This window comes from Limnohabitans sp. (genome assembly GCF_023910625.1).
In the GTDB taxonomy this organism is placed as follows: domain Bacteria; phylum Pseudomonadota; class Gammaproteobacteria; order Burkholderiales; family Burkholderiaceae_C; genus Limnohabitans_A.
The window spans coordinates 557250-574931 of the sequence record NZ_JAAVVW010000002.1 but is presented as its reverse complement, the minus strand read 5'-3'; the positions used below and the strand labels follow the sequence as shown (position 1 = coordinate 574931).

Sequence of the window (17682 nt, the reverse complement as noted above, 5' to 3'; positions counted from 1 at the left end):
GCCAAATGAACGCATGACCGTCCGCCCTCTCTTCGGTTTCTTGTGCGCCAGCCTGGATGACTTCTTGGTAAAACCCTTGAGCATCGTAGGGGAATCAGGGGCGTCCGCCGTGGCCATTTTGGACGCCAATCAGCCGGTGTTTTATGTGGTCAGTCCCGACGCGTGGCGTGAAATGTCGAAGGGGGGACGGGCCGCTTCGCAAACCGTGAAAAACAACAAAAATGAAACTGAAGAGGCGTTGGACGCATCGGGCGACGTGGATGAGCCGGGAGAGCTGGGTGATTTGTACAGGGAACAAGAGGCCCCTGTACCGGCCCCGCGGGCCAAGCTGAGCCCCCGCAAACGATCGGTCATGACCGATTCGGTGTTGACCCAGGGGGCGCTGCGCGCGAACAACTTTGATGTGTTGGCCGACCAGTTGATTGCGCTGGAAAACCAGCGCGTGCAGCGCGCTGAGTTGAGTGCGGCGTCGGTCGGCATTCTCAAAAACCGGCTTGACGCCCACGTGTTGCCGTATTTCAAATACATCCCGCCTTCTCAGGTCACGCCCATGATGATGGACGCGTTTGTCAAGCGCCTGACCGATGCCCATTTGAGTTCGACCACGGTGTCACAGTACCTGGTGGTGGTGCGCAAGTTGCTCAAGCTGGCCATTCGTCAGGGCTTTCTGCGTGAAATGCCAGAGTTGCCGTCAATCAAGGTGGCCAACCGCCCGCGCTCGATGCTGAGCTTGCAGGAGTACGCCGCTGTGGTGCGCACGGCGCACCGCCTGGCACGCCATGGCGACAAGGCCCCAGAGGTCAAGGCCTCTACCGGGCACCGAGAGCGCTTTTGGGTGCAGCCGCGCAACCTGAGTCTGCCGCCCGACATGGCATGGGCCATTCGGTTCATGGTGAACAGTTTTGTGCGGCCCGGTGATTTGCGACAACTCAAGCACAAGCATGTGCAGGTGGTGCGCGGCAGCAGTGTGTATTTGCGCATGACCTTGCCGCAAACCAAGCGCCACGACGCGCCCATGGTGACATTGCGTCCGGCGGTGCAGGTCTATGAGGCTGCGCTGGCGCAGGCGCAGCGAGATGGCCGCGGCGGGCCAGATGACTATGTGTTTTTGCCCGCCGAGACCGATCGCAATTACGCCTTGGCCGTGCTGGGCTTTTGGTTCAAGTGGGTGATGCGCGAGGCCGGTGTGGCCCCAGAAGATGCGATGGGCCGTTTGCGCACGCTGTATTGTTTGCGGCACACGTCCATCATGTTTCGCCTCCTCTATGGCCAGGGCATCGACATGCTGACCTTGGCCCGCAACGCCAGAACCTCGGTGCAGATGATCGAGCGTTTTTATGCGTCTGCGCTGGATGGCGAGATGAACGTGGCCATGCTGCAAAGTCGGCGCACGTCCAAAAATTGAGGGGTGAGGCCGCACCAACAAAAAACCCCTGCAAGTGGCCCAGCAGGGGTTGATTTTTGGGGTGAGCGCTGCTGGCCTTCGGTGAAGGCCAGGCAGAGAAGAAATCAACCGGGACGGATCTGAGCTTTGATCACGACTTCTTTCCAGCGGGCTTGTTCGCGTGCCACATAGGCACCGTATTCGGCAGGCGTACCGCCACCGGCAATGGCGCTTTCGGCCGCGTTTTGCGCAACGATTTCTGGCGATTTCACCGCTTTGGCGCATTCTTGTTGCAACCTGTTGATGATCTCTGGTGGCGTGCCTGCCCGTGCGTGGATACCGTACCACTGCACGGTTTCAAAATTTTTGTAGCCGAGCTCGGCCACGGTGGGGACATCGGGCAGCACCGAAAGCCGCTCGGTGGCACCCGTGGCAATGCAGCGCAAAACGCCGCTCTTGATGTGGGGCAAGAGGGCCGGTGTGCCTGCGGACAACAATTGAATGCGACCTGCCAGCACGTCGTTCAGGGCGGGGCCTGTACCGCGGTAGGGGATGTGCGTGATGAACATGCCTGTGGCCAGCTTGAGCGCTTCCATGGCCAGGTGGCCCGCACTGGCATTGCCCGCCGAAGCGTAGTTCAGTTGGCCGGGGCGTGACTTGACGTAGGCTACCAAAGACTTGAAGTCGTTGGCAGGCACGTCTTTGTGCACCACAAACAGGCTGGGCACGCGCGACAGCAGGGTCACAGGCACAAAGTCCTTGTTCACGTCGTAGCCGCTGTCGGGGTAGATCAGGGGGTTGACCGCCATCAGGCCGATGTGGCTCATGATGATGGTGTAGCCGTCGGCCGGGGCGCGGTGGAGCTCTTGCATGGCGGGCACACCGCCACCGCCGCCTTTGGTGTCAATGACAAAAGACTGGCCCATTTGCTTGGTCAGTTGGGCGGCAACGCCACGGGCCACAATGCTGGAGGTGCCACCGGATGCAAAGGGGATGATCCAGCGTATGGGCTTGTTGGGCCAGGTCGATTGGGCATGGCCCGAAACGCCAGTGGCCGCCAAGCCTGCCGCGCCCATCCATTTGAGGTAATCACGGCGGGGAATGAGCGGGGATTGGGGATCTTGCATGTCTCTGAACTCCAGTTGTGAAAAGAAAATGTGATTAAATCAAAAAACGGAAATTTTTGAAGCGGGTTATTACTTATTAAAGTGTCGTTGGCCTGCGAAATTGTCGCCAAAGTGCTGGTGCCACCAGCAGCAACACGGCCACCGCCATCAAGCTGCCCGACAAGGGACGGGTGAAAAAGGTGGACCATTCGCCTTGGCTGATGGTCAAGGCTTGGCGCATCGATTGTTCGGCCATGGGAGCCAGAATCAGGCCCACGATGAGGGGCGCGGCCGGGAAGTCAAAGCGCCGCATCAGGTAGCCCAGCAGGCCAAAGACAAACAGCAGGCCGACGTTGAACACCGAGTTGCCTGCGCCATAAACGCCCGCAGTCGAGATGACGATGATGCCCGCGTAAAGCCAGGGCGGCGGGATTTTGAGCAGCTTGACCCACAAGCTCACCAAAGGCAGGTTGAGCACCAGCAAGATCACGTTGCCGATGTAGAGGCTGGCGATCAGGGTCCAGACCAAGCCGCCTTGTTGGCTGAACAGCTGAGGGCCGGTTTGGATGCCGTAGCCTTCAAAGGCCGACAGCATGATGGCCGCCGTGGCCGATGTGGGGATGCCCAAGGTGAGCAAGGGCATCAGCACGCCCGCAGCGGCCGCGTTGTTGGCGGCTTCGGGTCCGGCCACCCCTTCGATCGCGCCGTGGCCAAATTCTTCGGGGTGCTTGGAGAGTTTTTTCTCGGTGTAGTACGACAGCAGCGTGGGCAACTCGGCCCCGCCTGCAGGCATGGCACCGATGGGGAAGCCATAAAAAGCGCCACGCAGCCAGGCTTTCCAGGAGCGACCCCAGTCTTGCTTGCTCATCCACAGGCTGCCCGAGAGTTTCATGACTTCGCCGCCTTTGGACTCGCGCCCTTGCCAGGCCAGGTAAAGTGCTTCGCCCACGGCGAACAGGCCCACCGCAGCCACGGTGACTTCGATGCCATCGAGGAGTTCGGGGCGGCCAAAGGTGAAGCGGGGTTGGCCTGTTTGCAGGTCGATGCCGATCATGCCCAGCAGCAAGCCCAGACCGAGCGCCACCAGGCCGCGCAGCATGGAGTTGCCCAGCACCGCCGACACCGCCACCAACGACAGCACCATGAGGCTGAAGTATTCGGCGGGGCCAAAGGCCAGAGCGGCGTCGACCACCCAGGGGGCAAAAAAGGTGAGCGCCAAAGTGCCGATGGTGCCCGCCACAAAGCTGCCGATGGCGGCAGTGGCCAGGGCTTGGCCAGCGCGCCCGCGTCGGGCCATTTTGTTGCCTTCGAGCGCGGTGACCACCGCCGCCGATTCGCCTGGCGTGTTGAGCAAGATGGAAGTGGTGGAGCCGCCATAGGCTGCGCCGTAGTAAATGCCCGCAAACATGACGAACATGCTGGTGGCGGGCACATGGTAGGTCAGGGGCAGCAGCAAAGCGATGGTCAGCGCCGGGCCAATGCCGGGCAATACACCCACCAGCGTACCGATAAAGCAGCCCACGAAACCCCACAGCAAGGTGGTGGGTTGAAGGGCAATGGCAAAGCCGCCCATCAGGGCGTCAAAAGCTTCCATGGGGTATCCGATTCAAATCAACCAGGGCAGTGCAGGCCCCAGGCCCACGCCCAGCAAGCGGGCAAAGACAAACCAGAACACGCCAGCGATCAGGCCGCAGATGAGCAGCGACTTGCCATTGAAAGGCGCGTCAAAAGCACGGGCAATGCACATGCCGCACAGCGTGCCCGGCAGCACAAAGCCCAGGGGAATGACCAGCGCGATGAAGGCCACCCCGCCACCCAGCAAGCTGAGCATCCGGGTGGTCGCGCCGGGCAGGGCTTGTTGTCCGCTGTCCTGGCTCAGGTCCACCTGGCGTCCGCGCCAGGCGCTCCAGCCGTACAGCAGCGCCACCACGGTGAGCGCTGCCACGATGGCGGCCGGGGCCAGCACCGGGCCCACGGTCATTTGCATCAGCGATGGCGGAATGACCGTGAGTTGCCAGGCGGCCACGCCGCAAACGGCCAGCAGCAAAAGAGCCAGGCGCACAGGCGTCATGCCAAGCCCAGTTCTTTCATCAGCACTTCCTTTTCGGCAATGTCTTTGGCCAGATCGCGCTCAAAAGGGCGCTCGGTCATGAAGGCGTTGGTCCATTTGCGGGTTTCGAGCTCTTGCTTCCAGGCGGCCGATTGACTCAGGCGGGTGACAAAGTCAATCAAGGTGTTGCGCTGCGCGTCGCTGATGCCGGGGGCTGCAAACACACCGCGCCAGTTGGATTCGGACACGTTGATGCCCAGTTCGGTGAAAGTCGGGACGTTGACGCCGGGAATGCGGCTTTTGCCCGAGACGGCCAGAGGGATCATCTTGCCGGCCTTGATTTGCTCTTCAAACTCGGAATAGCCCGAAATGCCTGCCACCACCTGGTTGCCCAAGATGGCCGCGTTGGCGGGGCCACCGCCCGCAAAGGCCACGTAAGCGGCTTCACGCGGGTTTTTGCCCAGCGCTTTGATCAACATGCCCAGGATCAAGTGGTCTGTCCCGCCAGCGCTGCCACCGGCCACCGAGACGGCTTTGGGGTTGGCTTTGATGGCCGCTTCGAGCTCTTTCCAGGTTTTGATCTTGCCCGCAGCAGGCACGACGATGACGCCAGCCTCTTCGGTCAGGCGCGCAATGGGGGTGACGTTTTTGATGGTCATCGGGCTCTTGTTGGCGATGCCCGCGCCGATCATGACCGAGCCACCCACCATCAGGATGTTGCCCTGGCCCTTGCGTTGGTTGACAAAGCGGGGCAGGCCCACCATGCCGCCAGCGCCGCCGACGTTTTCAAAGGCCATGTTGCCCACCAGGCCAGCCGCCTTGGCAGCGCGCTCAATGGCGCGGGCTGTGCCGTCCCAGCCGCCACCGGGGGCAGCGGGCACGAACATGTTGAGCGTGTCAAACATGGGTTTGGCCTGAGCCCAAGCCGGCAGGGCCAGGGAAGCACCAGCGGCAGTGCCGAGGGCCAGGAAGTCGCGTTTGGAAATGGACATGCAGGTCTCCTGTGTGAAAATCAAAAAAAGCCACTGCCCGGGTCTGTGTCTGGTGCAGATTCCAGGATTGTCGTGTGCCGTGCCGCGCCAAACTGTCAATCACCTGTCAAAGCTGATCAGTGAATACCCTCAAGTCCCGCATCTTGCTGGTAGAAGACACCCCCGACATAGCCTTGTGGTTGGGGGCTGCCTTGCGCCAAGCCGACATGGAGGTGGTCTTTGCCACCGACGGCCTGCAGGCCGAGCAGTGTTTGCAGCTGGGTCATGGTTTTGATGCGGTGCTGCTCGATTTGCAGTTGCCGGGGCCAGACGGCCTGAGCGTGCTGCAGGCTTTGCGTGCACGGGGCGATGCGGTGCCGGTGCTGATTTTGACGGCGCGCGCCAGTGTGCCCGACCGGGTGCTGGGCCTGAACCTGGGCGCCGACGATTACTTGCCCAAGCCCTTTGACCTGAGCGAGCTGGAGGCGCGTCTGCAGGTTTTGCTGCGTCGCCAGGGGCGGGTTAAGACCGCAGCGCTGCGCATGGGGCCACTGGAAATGCAGCCCGACAGCGGTGCGGTGCTGTTGCACGGGCTGCCGCTGGCGCTGACCCAGCGTGAATCGTCTGCCTTGCGGGTGCTGTTGGCTTCGCCCCAACGCACCGTGAGCAAAGAGCAGTTGCACGCCGAGGTCTTTGGCGACGAGCCCACAGCGCTGGACGCTGTGGAGGTGTTGATTTACCGGTTGCGTAAAAAACTCGAATCGCTGAACGCAGCGCCCGCCCATGCCGAGGTGGCCATCACCACCTTCCGGGGCATGGGGTATATGCTGACGCAAGCCCCGGTACGGACTTGAAATGCCTTCGTTCAAGCAATTTGTCCGACCTGTTGCGTCCCTGCGCGGTCGCTTGTTGGCCTGGATTTTGTTGCCCTTGGCTATGCTCATTGGAGTCAATGCCTGGGTGGCTTACGGTAACGCGGTCAACGCGGCCAACGAGGCCTATGACCGGTCGCTGTACCTGGCTGCACGCACTTTGGCCGAAGAACTGGTTTGGCGTGATGGGCAGGTTCAACTGGAGCTGATGAAGGCGGCAGGTTATTTGTTTGAAAACCACACCGGGGCGCGTCTTTTTTACAAGGTCAGATTGCTCGATGGGCAGTGGTTGGCGGGTGCTGCCGATTTGCCTGATTTGCCAGCAAGCAGTGCGTCATCGGTGCGTTTTTTTGCCTTGGTGCAGTTGGGCGATGGGCGTTACCTGAACCAATCGGTGCGTTTGGTTCAGCTCATCCATGTGATGGAGGCCGCAGGCTTGACCGACCCCCTCATCCGGATCACGGTCGCTGAAACCATGGAGGCGCGCCAGCAATTGACGCAGCGGATTTTCCGGGGCACCTTGAGAAGTCAAGGCCTGCTGCTGTTGGCGGCGGCTTTGTTGGTGGTGTTGGGGGTGCAGTTGGGCATCCGGCCGCTGGAGGCTTTTCGTCGGCAACTGGCGGGTAAGGCCGAAGATGATTTTTCGCCCATCCAACCCCCCGATTTGCCGCGCGAGTTGCAGCCCCTGATCGACACCCTGAACAGTTATCTGGACCGTCTGGGCCGGTTGATTGACATCCGCAAGCGCTTTCTGGACAACGCTGCGCACCAGTTGAGGACCCCTTTGACGGCGCTCAAAACACAATTGGCACTGGCCCAGCGCAACCCGCATCCCGAGCAGGCGCAGGCCTTGCTGCAGGCGGCGCGGCAGACCACCGACGATGCGGTGCGCTTGACCGAGAAGATGTTGACCATGACGCGTGTGGAGCACGCCCGTGAAATGCACAGCCCGCAGCCGGTTCATTTGGTGGTTCTGGCCAGGCAAGTCACCCAGACCCATTTGTGGCGAGCGCACCAAAGGGGTGACGATCTGGGCCTGGAAATACTGGACACCCGCGGCGTGGTCTTGGGGTTAGAGCTGTTGTTGAGTGAAGCCCTGAGCAACCTGATTGACAATGCTTTGCAGCATTCCAAGCCTGGAGCACACATCACGGTCAGGGTTGGGCCTTCGTGGGTGGAGGTACAAGACGATGGCCCCGGGATTGCGGCGGCGCATCAGGCGCATGTGTTTGAGCGCTTTTACCGCGCTGCACCCTCGGGGGTGTCAGGCAGTGGTTTGGGCCTGGCCATTGTCAAGGAAATTGCCCACCTGCATGGTGCAGTGGTCGGTGTCCACAGTCCTGTCAAAGACGGCAGGGGCACCGTGGTTCGGCTGGGGTTCACGAGCGCCCAGCCAATGGACACGTGAAGTCCTCATCCCAGAGGATGGAGGGCGGGGTCTCGGGCTTGCAGCCTGGGGTGGCAGGGCTGCAGTTGGACAGTTGTTCCTTGAACTCCAGTCGCAGCTCTACTCGGCGACTTTTTTCAGGCTGGTTCAAGATGGCAGAGTTGAAAGAGGACCCGCCCACAAAGAACAGGTCTCTGATCGTTTGACGGTCTTCCTGGCTGAGTGCGTTGGGTGCTTTGGCATCGAGCAGCACACACAAGACACGTTGCGAACGTGCCAAGCTCAGATTGAGGTTGTACAGGTAAGAACCCTCGGGGCTGGCATAGCCGTCCACCACAAACCGTTTGAGCCACATCTGACATGCAGGCGTGCGTGCAATGTCGAGCATTTCCGGGACGAATTCACGCAGGAAGTTGGCGCGAAGGCTGTCCAGTTGGTGGCTGTCTTTGGGAAATTCAGCGAGCGAACCGAATTCCAGGGTTTGTCCACGCAACTGCACCCCCGCAAAAGACTTTTGGCGGGTGATCAAGGCGATGTCCTCAAGGCAAGTCGAGATGGTGCTTTCTCGTTGGATGCGGGCATCGTCCATTTGTCGCAAGCCTTCCGTGACGCTCAGCAAAGCAACGGCCATGGCTACCAAAAACAAAACCATGAGCGCGGTCATCAGGTCGGAAAAAGAAATCCAGAACGGCTTTTCCGCATCGTTCCTGCGTCGTCTGTTGGGGCGGGTGTTCGGTCCCATCGTCTTCAGCGTTGGCTGGCTGTGGGCGATGTGGCGCGCAATTGCTGCAATATTTGCAGAGACAGCCTGGTTTGCATTTCGGTGGCCAGGGTGAGTCTCTCCAGGTGTTGTTCACCGCCATGGGGCGCAAAGATCGTGTCCAGATGGTGCTGAAGTTGCTCCACCTGCCGATAGCGGCCTGTGAGTAAGGACTTCTCAAACCAGGTGAAGACCATTGCCAAAGTGATGGCCATGGCAGAAACCAAAAAAGCGTGCCCCACTGTTTGTACCAGTTGGGTCAATTCGTTTTGCACCTGCTGGGGTTGAGAGACATCAAATCCGATCAGACCCGCAATCAAGCCTGTGAAGGTGCCAATGATGCCCACCCCGGTCAGGATGCCCGGGATGTGGCTGAAAAAGTGGGTCTGAAGGGGCGAGTCGACCAAGGCTTGCTCTGTGAAATAGTGCTCGGCGTAGCTGCTGGCTTGCCACGGCCCGGAGCGTGCAAGCGTGCTGGTTTCAAGCTGCTGGAGAGTTTCCACAGCTTGGTTGTACTCCTGCCAAAGTGTTGCCAGTTGCGCATCGGTTTGCGCCAGGCGTTCAATGGCAGACAGGTCCAGCCGCCCACCGTCAGCGTTCGTGTTCATGTGGGCAAAAAATGCGCCAGACAATTGGCTCACGCGCTGCCTGGCAGCACCGATAGGGCCTGCATCAGGGTTTTGCCATGGGGTTTGCAGCGTGCGGGCATATTGTTGCCATGCATGATGCAAGGCGGGGTTGATGGTGGTTTCTTGCTGCAGAGACGTCAGATCGATGGGAGCCTCGGCAGGCCGTGTGGCCAACTGACCCAAGGTCGAATTGACCGCATTAAACTGGTTTTTGAGAACAAGGGCCGGTATGACAAACCGGAACAGGTAGTGCAGACCGATCAGCCCCAACACCGCTGCAACGGTCCATAGATGCCAATAGGCAGCAAGATGTTTCATCAGGTCGGGCATGGTGGTTTGCGGGTGTGAAGATTTTTTTCAGTCTAGCAAATGTCCCATGCAAAATCCCCCGGCGCATCGGGGCGGCTTTGGGTGGGCAAGCCATCGGCTGATGGGTCTGCGATAGAATGCCCGCTTCCGAGGAGCGTTGCAGCGCCCCCTGGCTTGCCAACAAGTCGGCAGCGGGGCGTGAGGCTCGGAACACTTTAAAAGCAACGACGCTCATCCACATGACGTGAGGTGAGCCTGTTTCGGTTCAGTGCTTCCAATACGCATGTGGCCCTTTCACATTGCTTTGGAGTTTTCACATGAACGCACGTATTCCGACGGCCGTCAACGCAGACTGCATCATTGCCGATATCGGCTTGGCGGACTGGGGTCGCAAAGAAATCAAAATCGCCGAAACCGAAATGCCCGGCCTCATGGCCATCCGCGAAGAGTTCGCCAAGGCCCAGCCCTTGAAGGGCGCACGCATCACCGGCTCGCTGCACATGACCATTCAGACGGCCGTGCTGATCGAGACCTTGCAAGCCTTGGGCGCCGATGTGCGCTGGGCCTCTTGCAACATCTTCTCGACACAAGACCACGCAGCTGCCGCCATTGCCGCTGCAGGTACGCCCGTGTTCGCCATCAAGGGCGAGACCTTGGCCGATTACTGGGATTACACCCACCGCATTTTTGACTTCGGCGCTGCAGGCACCGAAGGCGAAGGCCCCAACATGATCCTGGACGACGGCGGCGATGCCACGTTGTTGATGCACTTGGGCAAGCGTGCTGAAAAAGACGCCAGCCTGATCGCCAACCCCACCAGCGAAGAAGAGACCTGCCTGTTCAATGCCATCAAGGCCAAACTGGCCGTGGACCCGACCTGGTACAGCCGCAAGGGCGCGCACATCATCGGTGTGACCGAAGAGACCACGACCGGCGTGCTGCGCCTGAACGAAATGGCCGCCAAGGGCAGTCTGATGTTTCGTGCCATCAACGTGAACGACTCGGTGACCAAGAGCAAGTTCGACAACCTGTACGGCTGCCGCGAATCGCTGGTTGATTCGATCAAGCGCGCTACCGACGTGATGATCGCCGGCAAAGTGGCCGTGGTTGCCGGTTACGGTGACGTGGGCAAGGGCTCGGCACAAGCCCTGCGCGCCCTGAGCGCCCAAGTGTGGGTGACCGAGATCGACCCGATCAACGCCCTGCAAGCTGCGATGGAAGGCTTCAAGGTCGTGACCATGGAATACGCCGCCGACAAGTGCGACATCTTTGTGTCCGCCACCGGCAACAAGAACGTGATCCGCTACGAGCACATGGCCGCCATGAAAGACGAAGCCATCGTCTGCAACATTGGCCACTTTGACAACGAAATCGACGTCGCTTCTTTGGAAAAGTTGCAATGGGACGAGATCAAGCCGCAAGTTGACCACATCATCTTCCCCGACGGCAAGAAGATCACCCTGTTGGCCAAGGGCCGCTTGGTGAACTTGGGTTGCGCCACCGGCCACCCCAGCTTCGTGATGTCGTCTTCGTTCGCCAACCAGACCATCGCCCAGATCGAGCTGTTCACCAAGCAAGACCAGTACGAAAACGGCAAGGTCTATGTGCTGCCCAAGCACCTGGACGAAAAAGTGGCCCGTTTGCACCTGAAGAAAGTCGGCGCGATGCTGTCCGAACTCAGCGAAGAACAAGCCGCTTACATCGGCGTGTCCAAGAACGGTCCTTACAAAGCCGACACTTACCGTTATTGAAATCCACCTGATGCGCATCGACCAACTTCTCGTGGAGCGCGGCTTGGCCGCCTCCCGTTCTCAAGCTCAACGACTGATTGCTGGGGGCGTGAAGTGGCAGCAGCCCGACGGAGGTTGGCGCGCGGTGGTGAAAAACCGCGATGAGGTGCCCGAGAGTGCTGCTTTGCAGCTGCTCGACGACGCCGAGTCGCGCTATGTGTCGCGTGGCGGCCTCAAGCTCGAAGGGGCCTTGAAGGCCACGGGTGTTCTGGTAGATGGTTTGCGTTGCCTGGATGTGGGGCAAAGCACGGGCGGCTTCACCGACTGCTTGTTGCAGCACGGCGCGGCCGAGGTGGTGGGCATTGATGTGGGCCACGCCCAGGTGCATCCGCGCATCAGCCAAGATGAGCGGGTGGTCTGCATCGAAGGCGTGAACGCCCGCGAGCTGGAACCCGGTGATGAGCGGGTGCCAGAAGCGCTGCAGGGTTTTGACCTGATGGTGGGCGATGTGTCCTTCATCTCGCTGACCTTGGTGTTGCCGGGCGTGGTGCATTTGCTCAAGCCCACGGGCCAGTTGCTCATGTTGGTGAAACCCCAGTTTGAGCTGCAGCCGGGCCAAGTGGGCAAGGGCGGCATCGTGAAAGACGACACCCATTTTCCGTTCATCGAAAACCGTGTGCGCACAACTTTGACCGAGTTGGGCATGCAAGTGACGGCTTGGTTGGACAGCCCGATTGAAGGTGGCGACGGCAACCGTGAATTTTTTGTGCAGGCCTGTTGGCCTGACCCTGCGTCAGTGGCTCCCGCACGCGAAAAAGCACGCGAAGCCCACGAGGCTGATCTGGCCGCCTTGGCCTATGCCAAGGCCAACGACTATTGAATTTTTGAAGGTGTTGAGATGTCTGGTTTGAAGCTGCCCATCAGCCTGGAATTTTTTCCACCCAAAACCCCCGAAGGCGCAGACAAGCTGCGCGGTGTGCGTCAAGCGCTCTATGGCTTAAAGCCAGAGTTTTGCTCGGTGACCTACGGCGCTGGGGGCTCCACACAAGAAGGCACCTTTGCCACCGTGGGTGCGATCCTGGCCGAGGGCGTGCCTGCGGCCTCGCACTTTTCTTGCATTGGTGCGACCCAAGCTTCGGTGCGCGCTGAATTGGCCAAGCTCAAAGCCATGGGCGTCAAGCGGCTGGTGGCTTTGCGCGGCGACTTGCCCAGCGGCTACGGTGCTGGTGGCGAGTTCCATTACGCCAGCGATTTGGTGGCCTTCATCCGAGCTGAGACCGGTGACGATTTCCACATCGAAGTGGCGGCCTACCCCGAAATTCATCCTCAGGCCAAGTCCCCCGATGCCGACTTGCACGCCTTTGCCACCAAGATAAAAGCCGGGGCCAACTCGGCCATCACGCAATACTTCTTCAACAGCGATGCGTATTTCCGTTTTGTGGACGGCGCCTACAAACTGGGTGTCGATGTGCCCGTCGTGCCGGGCATCATGCCGATTACCAGCTCAGCACAATTACTGCGCTTCTCAGACGCCTGCGGGGCCGAGATCCCGCGCTGGATCCGGCTGCGCCTGCAAGCCTATGGCGACGACACTGACTCCATCAAGGCCTTCGGCCTGGACGTGGTGTCCGACCTTTGCGAGCAACTCATCAACGGCGGCGTGCCCGCTATCCATTTCTACACCATGAACCAAAGCGCGGCGACGCTGGAGATCGTGCGTCGCCTTTGACTGGCGCAGCCCCATCTGTTCAGTGGTTTGCCACACACAGTGCGAGATAGCAACGCATACCCTTGATGAAGCTCAAGTGGACCTGCGGCTGCGAGTCCCGCCTGTGTTCGTTTGATGTGCATCAAGAGCACACATCGTCGCCAATATTCCAATGAAATCGAGAGGTTTGTCTCTCGCTTACAAAAGGAAAATCGACATGAAAAAACAAACTTGGTGGGTAGCACTGTTGCTGGCGGGATCGGTCACGGGCGCGATGGCACAAGGCCTGGGCGAAAGCCCGTGGCAAATTCGCTTGCGCTCCGTGCATTTGGACAGTGTCAACAAGGACACCACCCCTTTGGGCCTGTCCATTGACAACAAGACCTTTGCAGAAATTGACTTCACGTATTTCTTCAGCAAGAACTTGGCCGCAGAACTGGCCTTGACCACCCACCAAAAGCAACGGGTCTATGCCAACGGCACCGATATCGGCTCCTTCAAGCATTTGCCACCAACTTTGCTGATGCAGTACCACTTCACCGACTTTGAGGGCTTCAAGCCCTATGTAGGCGGGGGCGTCGCCTACACCCGTTTCAGCGGCGTGTCTTTGCCACCGGGTGTCACTTTGGACAGCCACAGCTGGGGCACTGCCTTCCAAGTGGGTGTGGATTTTCCGATCGATAAAAATTGGTCGATCAACCTGGATGTGAAAAAAACCAATATACGAACCGATGTGTATGCCGACGGCAGCAGTTTGGGCCGCTTGCGGGTGGACCCTTTGCTCTATGGCGTTGGCATTGGCTACCGTTATTGAGGGGGTGAAACACCAGGTCGTCTAGGCTGTGGCCATCCCAGATCAAAGGTAGGGGTTCGATAACCCCAGACCGGCCAGGATGGCCACCTCATAGGCCTCCATTTCTTGCGCGTCGGCGGTGCTGTTCTCGTGGTCCCAGCCTTGCGCGTGCAAAGTGCCGTGCACCAGCAAATGCGTGTAATGCGCTGCCAGCGTTTTGCCCTGCTCTTTGGCTTCGCGGGCCACCACCGGGGCGCACAGCACCAAGTCGGCCACCACCACCGGCTCTTGCTCGTAATCAAACGTCAGCACATTGGTGGCGTAATCCTTCTTGCGGTAACTGTTGTTCAGTGCACGCCCTTCTTCTTCGCCCACGATGCGCACGGTGATTTCGGCATCGTCGGCCAAAGCGTGGCGAATCGCTCGTAACACCACATGGCGGGGCAGGGCGGCGCGGTGACGTGCCGCATTGGGGATGTTCCCAAATTGCAGGGACAGTTGGAGTTGTTGCAAGGGCATGGGCAAGAAAAGTCTGTGTGTAGGGTGTTGGGTGCGCGTATCGTCGCCGCGCAGTGCAGGCAACTCAATCGTCGCTGGTCAATGGTTTGCGTCGGGTGCTGATGCCCGCCCTCAGCGGCGCGCTGCCTTGCGCGTCGTAGGCGTCCACGATGCGGGCCACCAAGGGGTGGCGCACCACGTCGGCGCTGCTAAAGCGTGTGAAAGCAATGCCTTTGACCCGCTTCAAAACCCGCTCGGCGTCAATCAGGCCGCTCAGTTGCCCCTTGGGCAAGTCGATCTGACTCACATCACCCGTCACTACCGCCTTGGCGCCAAAGCCGATGCGGGTCAGGAACATTTTCATCTGTTCGGTGCTGGTGTTTTGCGCCTCGTCCAGGATCACAAAGGCGTTGTTCAGCGTGCGCCCGCGCATGAAAGCCAGTGGCGCGACTTCAATGGCGTTGCGCTCAAAGGCTTTTTGCACTTTGTCGTGGCCCATCAAGTCGTACAAGGCGTCGTAAAGCGGGCGCAAGTAGGGGTCGATCTTTTGCGACAAGTCGCCCGGCAAAAAGCCCAGGCGTTCACCCGCTTCCACTGCCGGACGGGTCAGCACAATGCGCTGCACGCTGGCGCGCTCGAGTGCATCCACCGCGCAGGCCACGGCCAAATAGGTTTTGCCAGTGCCCGCCGGGCCAATGCCAAAGCTGATGTCGTGGCTGGCGATGCTTTCCAAATAAGCCGCTTGCACCGGTGTGCGGGCCTTCAGGTCGGCGCGGCGGGTTTGCAGTACCGGCAAGTTAGCCTCTTCGCCGCCGCTGTCGCCCACCAGCATGAGTTGCACCATGTCGGGCGAAATCGGGCGGTCAGCCCGCTCATAGACCGCTTGCAAAATCTCCATGGCCCGCATGGCCACGGCCTTGGGGCCATCCACCTTGAACTGTTCGTGGCGATGCGCAATGCTCACCTGCAAGCCCGCTTCGATGGTGCGCAAGTGCGCGTCCATGGGGCCGCACAGGTGCGACAAGCGGTTGTTGTTGTGCGGAATGAAGCTGTGTCTGACGATCAAGTGGATAATCCTGTTCTTGGGGATTTCGACCGGTGTGTGCAGGCCGTTGAGCCCCGATTTTCCTCTATCCGTGCAATCCAAGGGCCACTCTCTATGATCGGCAAAATCACCGGCATTCTCAGCGACAAAAACCCACCCGAGGTGATCGTGGACTGCCATGGCGTGGGTTACGAGGTGAATGTGCCCATGAGCACGTTTTACAACCTGCCCGCCACCGGTGAAAAAGTCAGTCTGGTCACGCACTTTGTGGTGCGCGAAGACGCGCAAATTTTGTATGGCTTTGCCACCCTGGCCGAGCGCGAGGCGTTTCGTCAGCTCATCAAAATTTCTGGTGTCGGCCCCCGCACCGCTTTGAGCGTGCTGTCGGGCATGAGCGTGACCGATCTGGCGCAGGCCATCACCACCCAAGAAGTGGGGCGCTTGGTCAAGGTGCCCGGTATTGGCAAAAAAACCGCCGAGCGTTTGCTGCTCGAACTCAAAGGCAAGCTGGGCGGTGACTTGGGCGGCTTGTTTGCGGTGAACACCCCCGACGCGCAAAGCGACATCCAACAAGCTTTGCTGGCGCTGGGTTACAGCGACAAAGAAGCCGCTGCCGCCCTCAAGAGCTTGCCCGCCGATGTGGGGGTGAGCGAGGGCATCAAGTTGGCACTCAAAGCCTTGAACAAATAAGCAAGGGGGTTTGCTTGCATTTGGATATCCAATGGATATACTGACGCCATGAAAACCACCGCCTTGACCATTTCCACCTGGGGCAACAGCCACGGCATCCGGCTCAGCCGCGAGTTGATGCAGTCGCTGGGCATCACGCCCGGCACGCCCTTGCAGGCCACGGTGGTGGCCAAGGGCTGTCTGGAGCTGCGCGCCGTGCCCCAGCGCCCGAGCCTGCAAGACAAGCTTGCCGCCTTTGACCCGCAGGTGCACGGTGGCGAAGTGATGCCCGATGCGCCGCAAGGCGTGGAGTTCGGTGCTGGATCTGAGGGTGTCAAGTGAGCCGAGCCGTTTGGGTGCCTGAGCGGCAAGACATCATCTGGATCAACTTCAACCCGCAGGTGGGCCGCGAAATGCGCGACATGCACCCCATGCTGGTGCTGTCGCCCAAAGCCTTCAACGACAGGACTTCCATCGTGATCGGCTTTCCCATGTCCACGGCGGCCTACAACGCCACCAACCCGTTTGCGATCGACAACAGCAAAACGGCCAAGCAGCCGAGCTACATCATTTGCAACCAACCCAAGAGCTTTGACTGGCGCCAGCGGGGTGCGACACCACACCCCTGGAAGCGGGTCAGCGACGCTATTTTTCAAACTGCTCGTCTTGAGCTCAACGACATCATCGAGTTGGTCACCCCATGAGCATCCGCACAGACGACTTTGCCCCTCAACCCGAACCCCGGGTCATTTCTGCGGCCCCCGTGTCGCACCAGGAAGAAGCGATTGAACGCGCCCTGCGCCCCAAGCTGCTGGGCGAATACGTCGGCCAGGTCAAGGTGCGCGAGCAGCTGGAGATTTTCATCAGCGCGGCCAAGATGCGCGAGGAGCCGCTGGACCATGTGCTGTTGTTTGGCCCGCCTGGCTTGGGCAAGACCACGCTGAGCCACATCATTGCCGCCGAGCTGGGCGTTAACCTGCGCCAGACCAGTGGCCCGGTGCTCGAAAAGCCCAAAGATTTGGCGGCGCTGCTCACCAATTTGGAGCGCAACGATGTGCTCTTCATCGACGAGATCCACCGCCTATCGCCCGTGGTCGAAGAAATTTTGTACCCCGCGCTGGAGGATTACCAGATTGACATCATGATCGGCGAAGGGCCGGCGGCCCGCAGCATCAAGCTCGACTTGCAGCCCTTCACTCTGGTGGGGGCGACCACGCGGGCGGGCATGCTGACCAACCCGTTGCGTGACCGCTTTGGCATTGTGTCTCGCCTGGAGTTCTACACCCCCGAAGAGCTGACCCGCATCGTCACGCGCAGTGCAGGTTTGCTCAAAGCGCCGATTGACCCCGAAGGCTCATTCGAGATCGCCCGCCGCTCTCGCGGCACGCCGCGCATCGCCAACCGCCTGCTGCGCCGGGTGCGCGACTATGCGGATGTGAAGGGCGATGGCACCATCGACAAAAGCCTGGCGCAAAAGGCCTTGGTCATGCTGGATGTGGACCCGGAAGGCTTTGACCTGATGGACCGCAAACTGCTCGAAGCCGTGATCCACCGCTTTGACGGCGGCCCAGTGGGTCTGGACAACATCGCGGCCAGCATCGGCGAGGAGCGCGACACCATCGAAGACGTGATCGAGCCCTATTTGATTCAGCAAGGCTATTTGCAGCGCACGCCACGCGGGCGCATGGCCACGTTGGCGGCTTTCAGGCATTTGGGTGTGACCCCCCCGAAAAACTTCGGCGCATGAGGTCTGTTGGCGTGCGCGGGGACG

General features: G+C 60.0%; 19 protein-coding genes and 1 riboswitch. Of the genes, 11 read left to right on the top strand and 8 right to left on the bottom strand.

Annotated features, from left to right (window positions below; translation table 11 throughout):
- Window positions 1–1405, top strand: a 1405-nt coding sequence (locus tag HEQ17_RS02855) for a phage integrase SAM-like domain-containing protein (RefSeq protein WP_366938013.1), incomplete at its 5' end; no start/stop codon positions are given.
- Between the two features lie 104 nt (window positions 1406–1509).
- Here HEQ17_RS02855 and HEQ17_RS02850 read toward each other — a convergent pair.
- The 4 genes from HEQ17_RS02850 to HEQ17_RS02835 form a co-directional block, all read right to left on the bottom strand.
- Window positions 1510–2511: a tripartite tricarboxylate transporter substrate binding protein gene (locus tag HEQ17_RS02850; RefSeq protein ID WP_296291185.1), complete on the bottom strand. Its 1002-nt coding sequence runs from the start codon at window positions 2509–2511 to the stop codon at window positions 1510–1512.
- Between the two features lie 76 nt (window positions 2512–2587).
- Window positions 2588–4084, bottom strand: a complete 1497-nt coding sequence (locus HEQ17_RS02845) for a tripartite tricarboxylate transporter permease (protein WP_296291184.1) — start codon at window positions 4082–4084, stop codon at window positions 2588–2590.
- A gap of 12 nt (window positions 4085–4096) precedes the next feature.
- Window positions 4097–4561 (bottom strand): tripartite tricarboxylate transporter TctB family protein, encoded by a 465-nt coding sequence (locus tag HEQ17_RS02840; protein WP_296291183.1) that lies wholly within the window; start codon window positions 4559–4561, stop codon window positions 4097–4099.
- Window positions 4558–5532 (bottom strand): tripartite tricarboxylate transporter substrate-binding protein, encoded by a 975-nt coding sequence (locus HEQ17_RS02835; protein ID WP_296291182.1) that lies wholly within the window; start codon window positions 5530–5532, stop codon window positions 4558–4560. Before HEQ17_RS02835 ends, HEQ17_RS02840 begins: the two co-directional genes overlap by 4 nt.
- A 119-nt stretch (window positions 5533–5651) precedes the next feature.
- Between HEQ17_RS02835 and HEQ17_RS02830 the strand changes: the two genes are divergently transcribed.
- Window positions 5652–6365: a response regulator transcription factor gene (locus tag HEQ17_RS02830; protein WP_296291181.1), complete on the top strand. Its 714-nt coding sequence runs from the start codon at window positions 5652–5654 to the stop codon at window positions 6363–6365.
- Between the two features lies 1 nt (window position 6366).
- Window positions 6367–7791, top strand: a complete 1425-nt coding sequence (locus HEQ17_RS02825; protein WP_296291180.1) for a cell wall metabolism sensor histidine kinase WalK — start codon at window positions 6367–6369, stop codon at window positions 7789–7791.
- On the opposite strand, the gene HEQ17_RS02820 is transcribed toward HEQ17_RS02825, so the two are convergent.
- On the bottom strand, window positions 7763–8512 hold the full coding sequence (locus HEQ17_RS02820) for a flagellar motor protein MotB (RefSeq protein WP_366938012.1): 750 nt from the start codon (window positions 8510–8512) through the stop codon (window positions 7763–7765). The genes HEQ17_RS02825 and HEQ17_RS02820 overlap by 29 nt on opposite strands.
- Window positions 8513–8517: 5 nt before the next feature.
- On the bottom strand, window positions 8518–9489 hold the full coding sequence (locus tag HEQ17_RS02815; protein WP_296291178.1) for a MotA/TolQ/ExbB proton channel family protein: 972 nt from the start codon (window positions 9487–9489) through the stop codon (window positions 8518–8520).
- Between the two features lie 122 nt (window positions 9490–9611).
- Window positions 9612–9708, top strand: a riboswitch (S-adenosyl-L-homocysteine riboswitch).
- Between the two features lie 77 nt (window positions 9709–9785).
- Between HEQ17_RS02815 and ahcY the strand changes: the two genes are divergently transcribed.
- The 4 genes from ahcY (at window position 9786) to HEQ17_RS02795 (ending at window position 13720) form a co-directional block, all read left to right on the top strand.
- Complete coding sequence (gene ahcY, locus HEQ17_RS02810) at window positions 9786–11219, top strand: adenosylhomocysteinase (protein ID WP_296291177.1); 1434 nt, start codon at window positions 9786–9788, stop codon at window positions 11217–11219.
- 10 nt (window positions 11220–11229) lie between these two features.
- Entirely contained in the window at window positions 11230–12078 is an 849-nt protein-coding gene (locus tag HEQ17_RS02805) for a TlyA family RNA methyltransferase (protein WP_296291176.1), read from the top strand.
- An 18-nt stretch (window positions 12079–12096) separates the two neighbouring features.
- The gene (gene metF, locus HEQ17_RS02800; RefSeq protein WP_296291175.1) at window positions 12097–12927 is read left to right on the top strand and encodes a methylenetetrahydrofolate reductase [NAD(P)H]; all 831 of its coding nucleotides are present in this window, start codon (window positions 12097–12099) and stop codon (window positions 12925–12927) included.
- A gap of 196 nt (window positions 12928–13123) precedes the next feature.
- Window positions 13124–13720: an OmpW family outer membrane protein gene (locus HEQ17_RS02795; protein WP_296291174.1), complete on the top strand. Its 597-nt coding sequence runs from the start codon at window positions 13124–13126 to the stop codon at window positions 13718–13720.
- 42 nt (window positions 13721–13762) lie between these two features.
- Here HEQ17_RS02795 and ybeY read toward each other — a convergent pair whose 3' ends face one another.
- Together ybeY and HEQ17_RS02785 are read right to left on the bottom strand one after the other, a co-directional pair.
- Window positions 13763–14218 carry an rRNA maturation RNase YbeY gene (gene ybeY / locus HEQ17_RS02790; protein WP_296291173.1) on the bottom strand — a complete coding sequence of 152 codons (456 nt, stop codon included), beginning with the start codon at window positions 14216–14218 and terminating at the stop codon, window positions 13763–13765.
- 64 nt (window positions 14219–14282) lie between these two features.
- Window positions 14283–15263 (bottom strand): PhoH family protein, encoded by a 981-nt coding sequence (locus HEQ17_RS02785; RefSeq protein WP_296291172.1) that lies wholly within the window; start codon window positions 15261–15263, stop codon window positions 14283–14285.
- Between the two features lie 93 nt (window positions 15264–15356).
- Between HEQ17_RS02785 and ruvA the strand changes: the two genes are divergently transcribed.
- The 4 genes from ruvA to ruvB are packed head-to-tail and all read left to right on the top strand — an operon-like array spanning window position 15357 to window position 17658.
- A complete protein-coding gene (gene ruvA, locus HEQ17_RS02780) occupies window positions 15357–15932 on the top strand; it encodes a Holliday junction branch migration protein RuvA (RefSeq protein ID WP_296291171.1) in 576 nt (191 codons plus the stop codon).
- Between the two features lie 48 nt (window positions 15933–15980).
- On the top strand, window positions 15981–16253 hold the full coding sequence (locus HEQ17_RS02775; protein ID WP_296291170.1) for a hypothetical protein: 273 nt from the start codon (window positions 15981–15983) through the stop codon (window positions 16251–16253).
- Window positions 16250–16615, top strand: coding sequence for a type II toxin-antitoxin system PemK/MazF family toxin (locus HEQ17_RS02770; protein WP_296291169.1), 366 nt, complete (start codon window positions 16250–16252; stop codon window positions 16613–16615). The genes HEQ17_RS02775 and HEQ17_RS02770 overlap by 4 nt, the downstream gene beginning before the upstream one ends.
- The gene (gene ruvB / locus HEQ17_RS02765) at window positions 16612–17658 is read left to right on the top strand and encodes a Holliday junction branch migration DNA helicase RuvB (protein WP_296291168.1); all 1047 of its coding nucleotides are present in this window, start codon (window positions 16612–16614) and stop codon (window positions 17656–17658) included. The genes HEQ17_RS02770 and ruvB overlap by 4 nt, the downstream gene beginning before the upstream one ends.
- The last annotated feature ends 24 nt before the right edge of the window (window positions 17659–17682 follow it).

Excerpts from the sequence above, each read along its gene's own strand:
- metF (WP_296291175.1), top strand. The coding sequence starts at position 12,097 with ATGTCTGGTTTGAAGCTGCCCATCAGCCTGGAATTTTTTCCACCCAAA.
- ruvB (WP_296291168.1), top strand. The coding sequence starts at position 16,612 with ATGAGCATCCGCACAGACGACTTTGCCCCTCAACCCGAACCCCGGGTC.
- HEQ17_RS02835 (WP_296291182.1), bottom strand. The coding sequence starts at position 5,532 with ATGTCCATTTCCAAACGCGACTTCCTGGCCCTCGGCACTGCCGCTGGT.
- HEQ17_RS02805 (WP_296291176.1), top strand. The coding sequence starts at position 11,230 with ATGCGCATCGACCAACTTCTCGTGGAGCGCGGCTTGGCCGCCTCCCGT.
- HEQ17_RS02850 (WP_296291185.1), bottom strand. The coding sequence starts at position 2,511 with ATGCAAGATCCCCAATCCCCGCTCATTCCCCGCCGTGATTACCTCAAA.
- HEQ17_RS02845 (WP_296291184.1), bottom strand. The coding sequence starts at position 4,084 with ATGGAAGCTTTTGACGCCCTGATGGGCGGCTTTGCCATTGCCCTTCAA.
- ybeY (WP_296291173.1), bottom strand. The coding sequence starts at position 14,218 with ATGCCCTTGCAACAACTCCAACTGTCCCTGCAATTTGGGAACATCCCC.
- HEQ17_RS02815 (WP_296291178.1), bottom strand. The coding sequence starts at position 9,489 with ATGCCCGACCTGATGAAACATCTTGCTGCCTATTGGCATCTATGGACC.
- ruvA (WP_296291171.1), top strand. The coding sequence starts at position 15,357 with ATGATCGGCAAAATCACCGGCATTCTCAGCGACAAAAACCCACCCGAG.
- HEQ17_RS02825 (WP_296291180.1), top strand. The coding sequence starts at position 6,367 with ATGCCTTCGTTCAAGCAATTTGTCCGACCTGTTGCGTCCCTGCGCGGT.
- ahcY (WP_296291177.1), top strand. The coding sequence starts at position 9,786 with ATGAACGCACGTATTCCGACGGCCGTCAACGCAGACTGCATCATTGCC.
- HEQ17_RS02840 (WP_296291183.1), bottom strand. The coding sequence starts at position 4,561 with ATGACGCCTGTGCGCCTGGCTCTTTTGCTGCTGGCCGTTTGCGGCGTG.
- HEQ17_RS02820 (WP_366938012.1), bottom strand. The coding sequence starts at position 8,512 with ATGGGACCGAACACCCGCCCCAACAGACGACGCAGGAACGATGCGGAA.
- HEQ17_RS02795 (WP_296291174.1), top strand. The coding sequence starts at position 13,124 with ATGAAAAAACAAACTTGGTGGGTAGCACTGTTGCTGGCGGGATCGGTC.
- HEQ17_RS02775 (WP_296291170.1), top strand. The coding sequence starts at position 15,981 with ATGAAAACCACCGCCTTGACCATTTCCACCTGGGGCAACAGCCACGGC.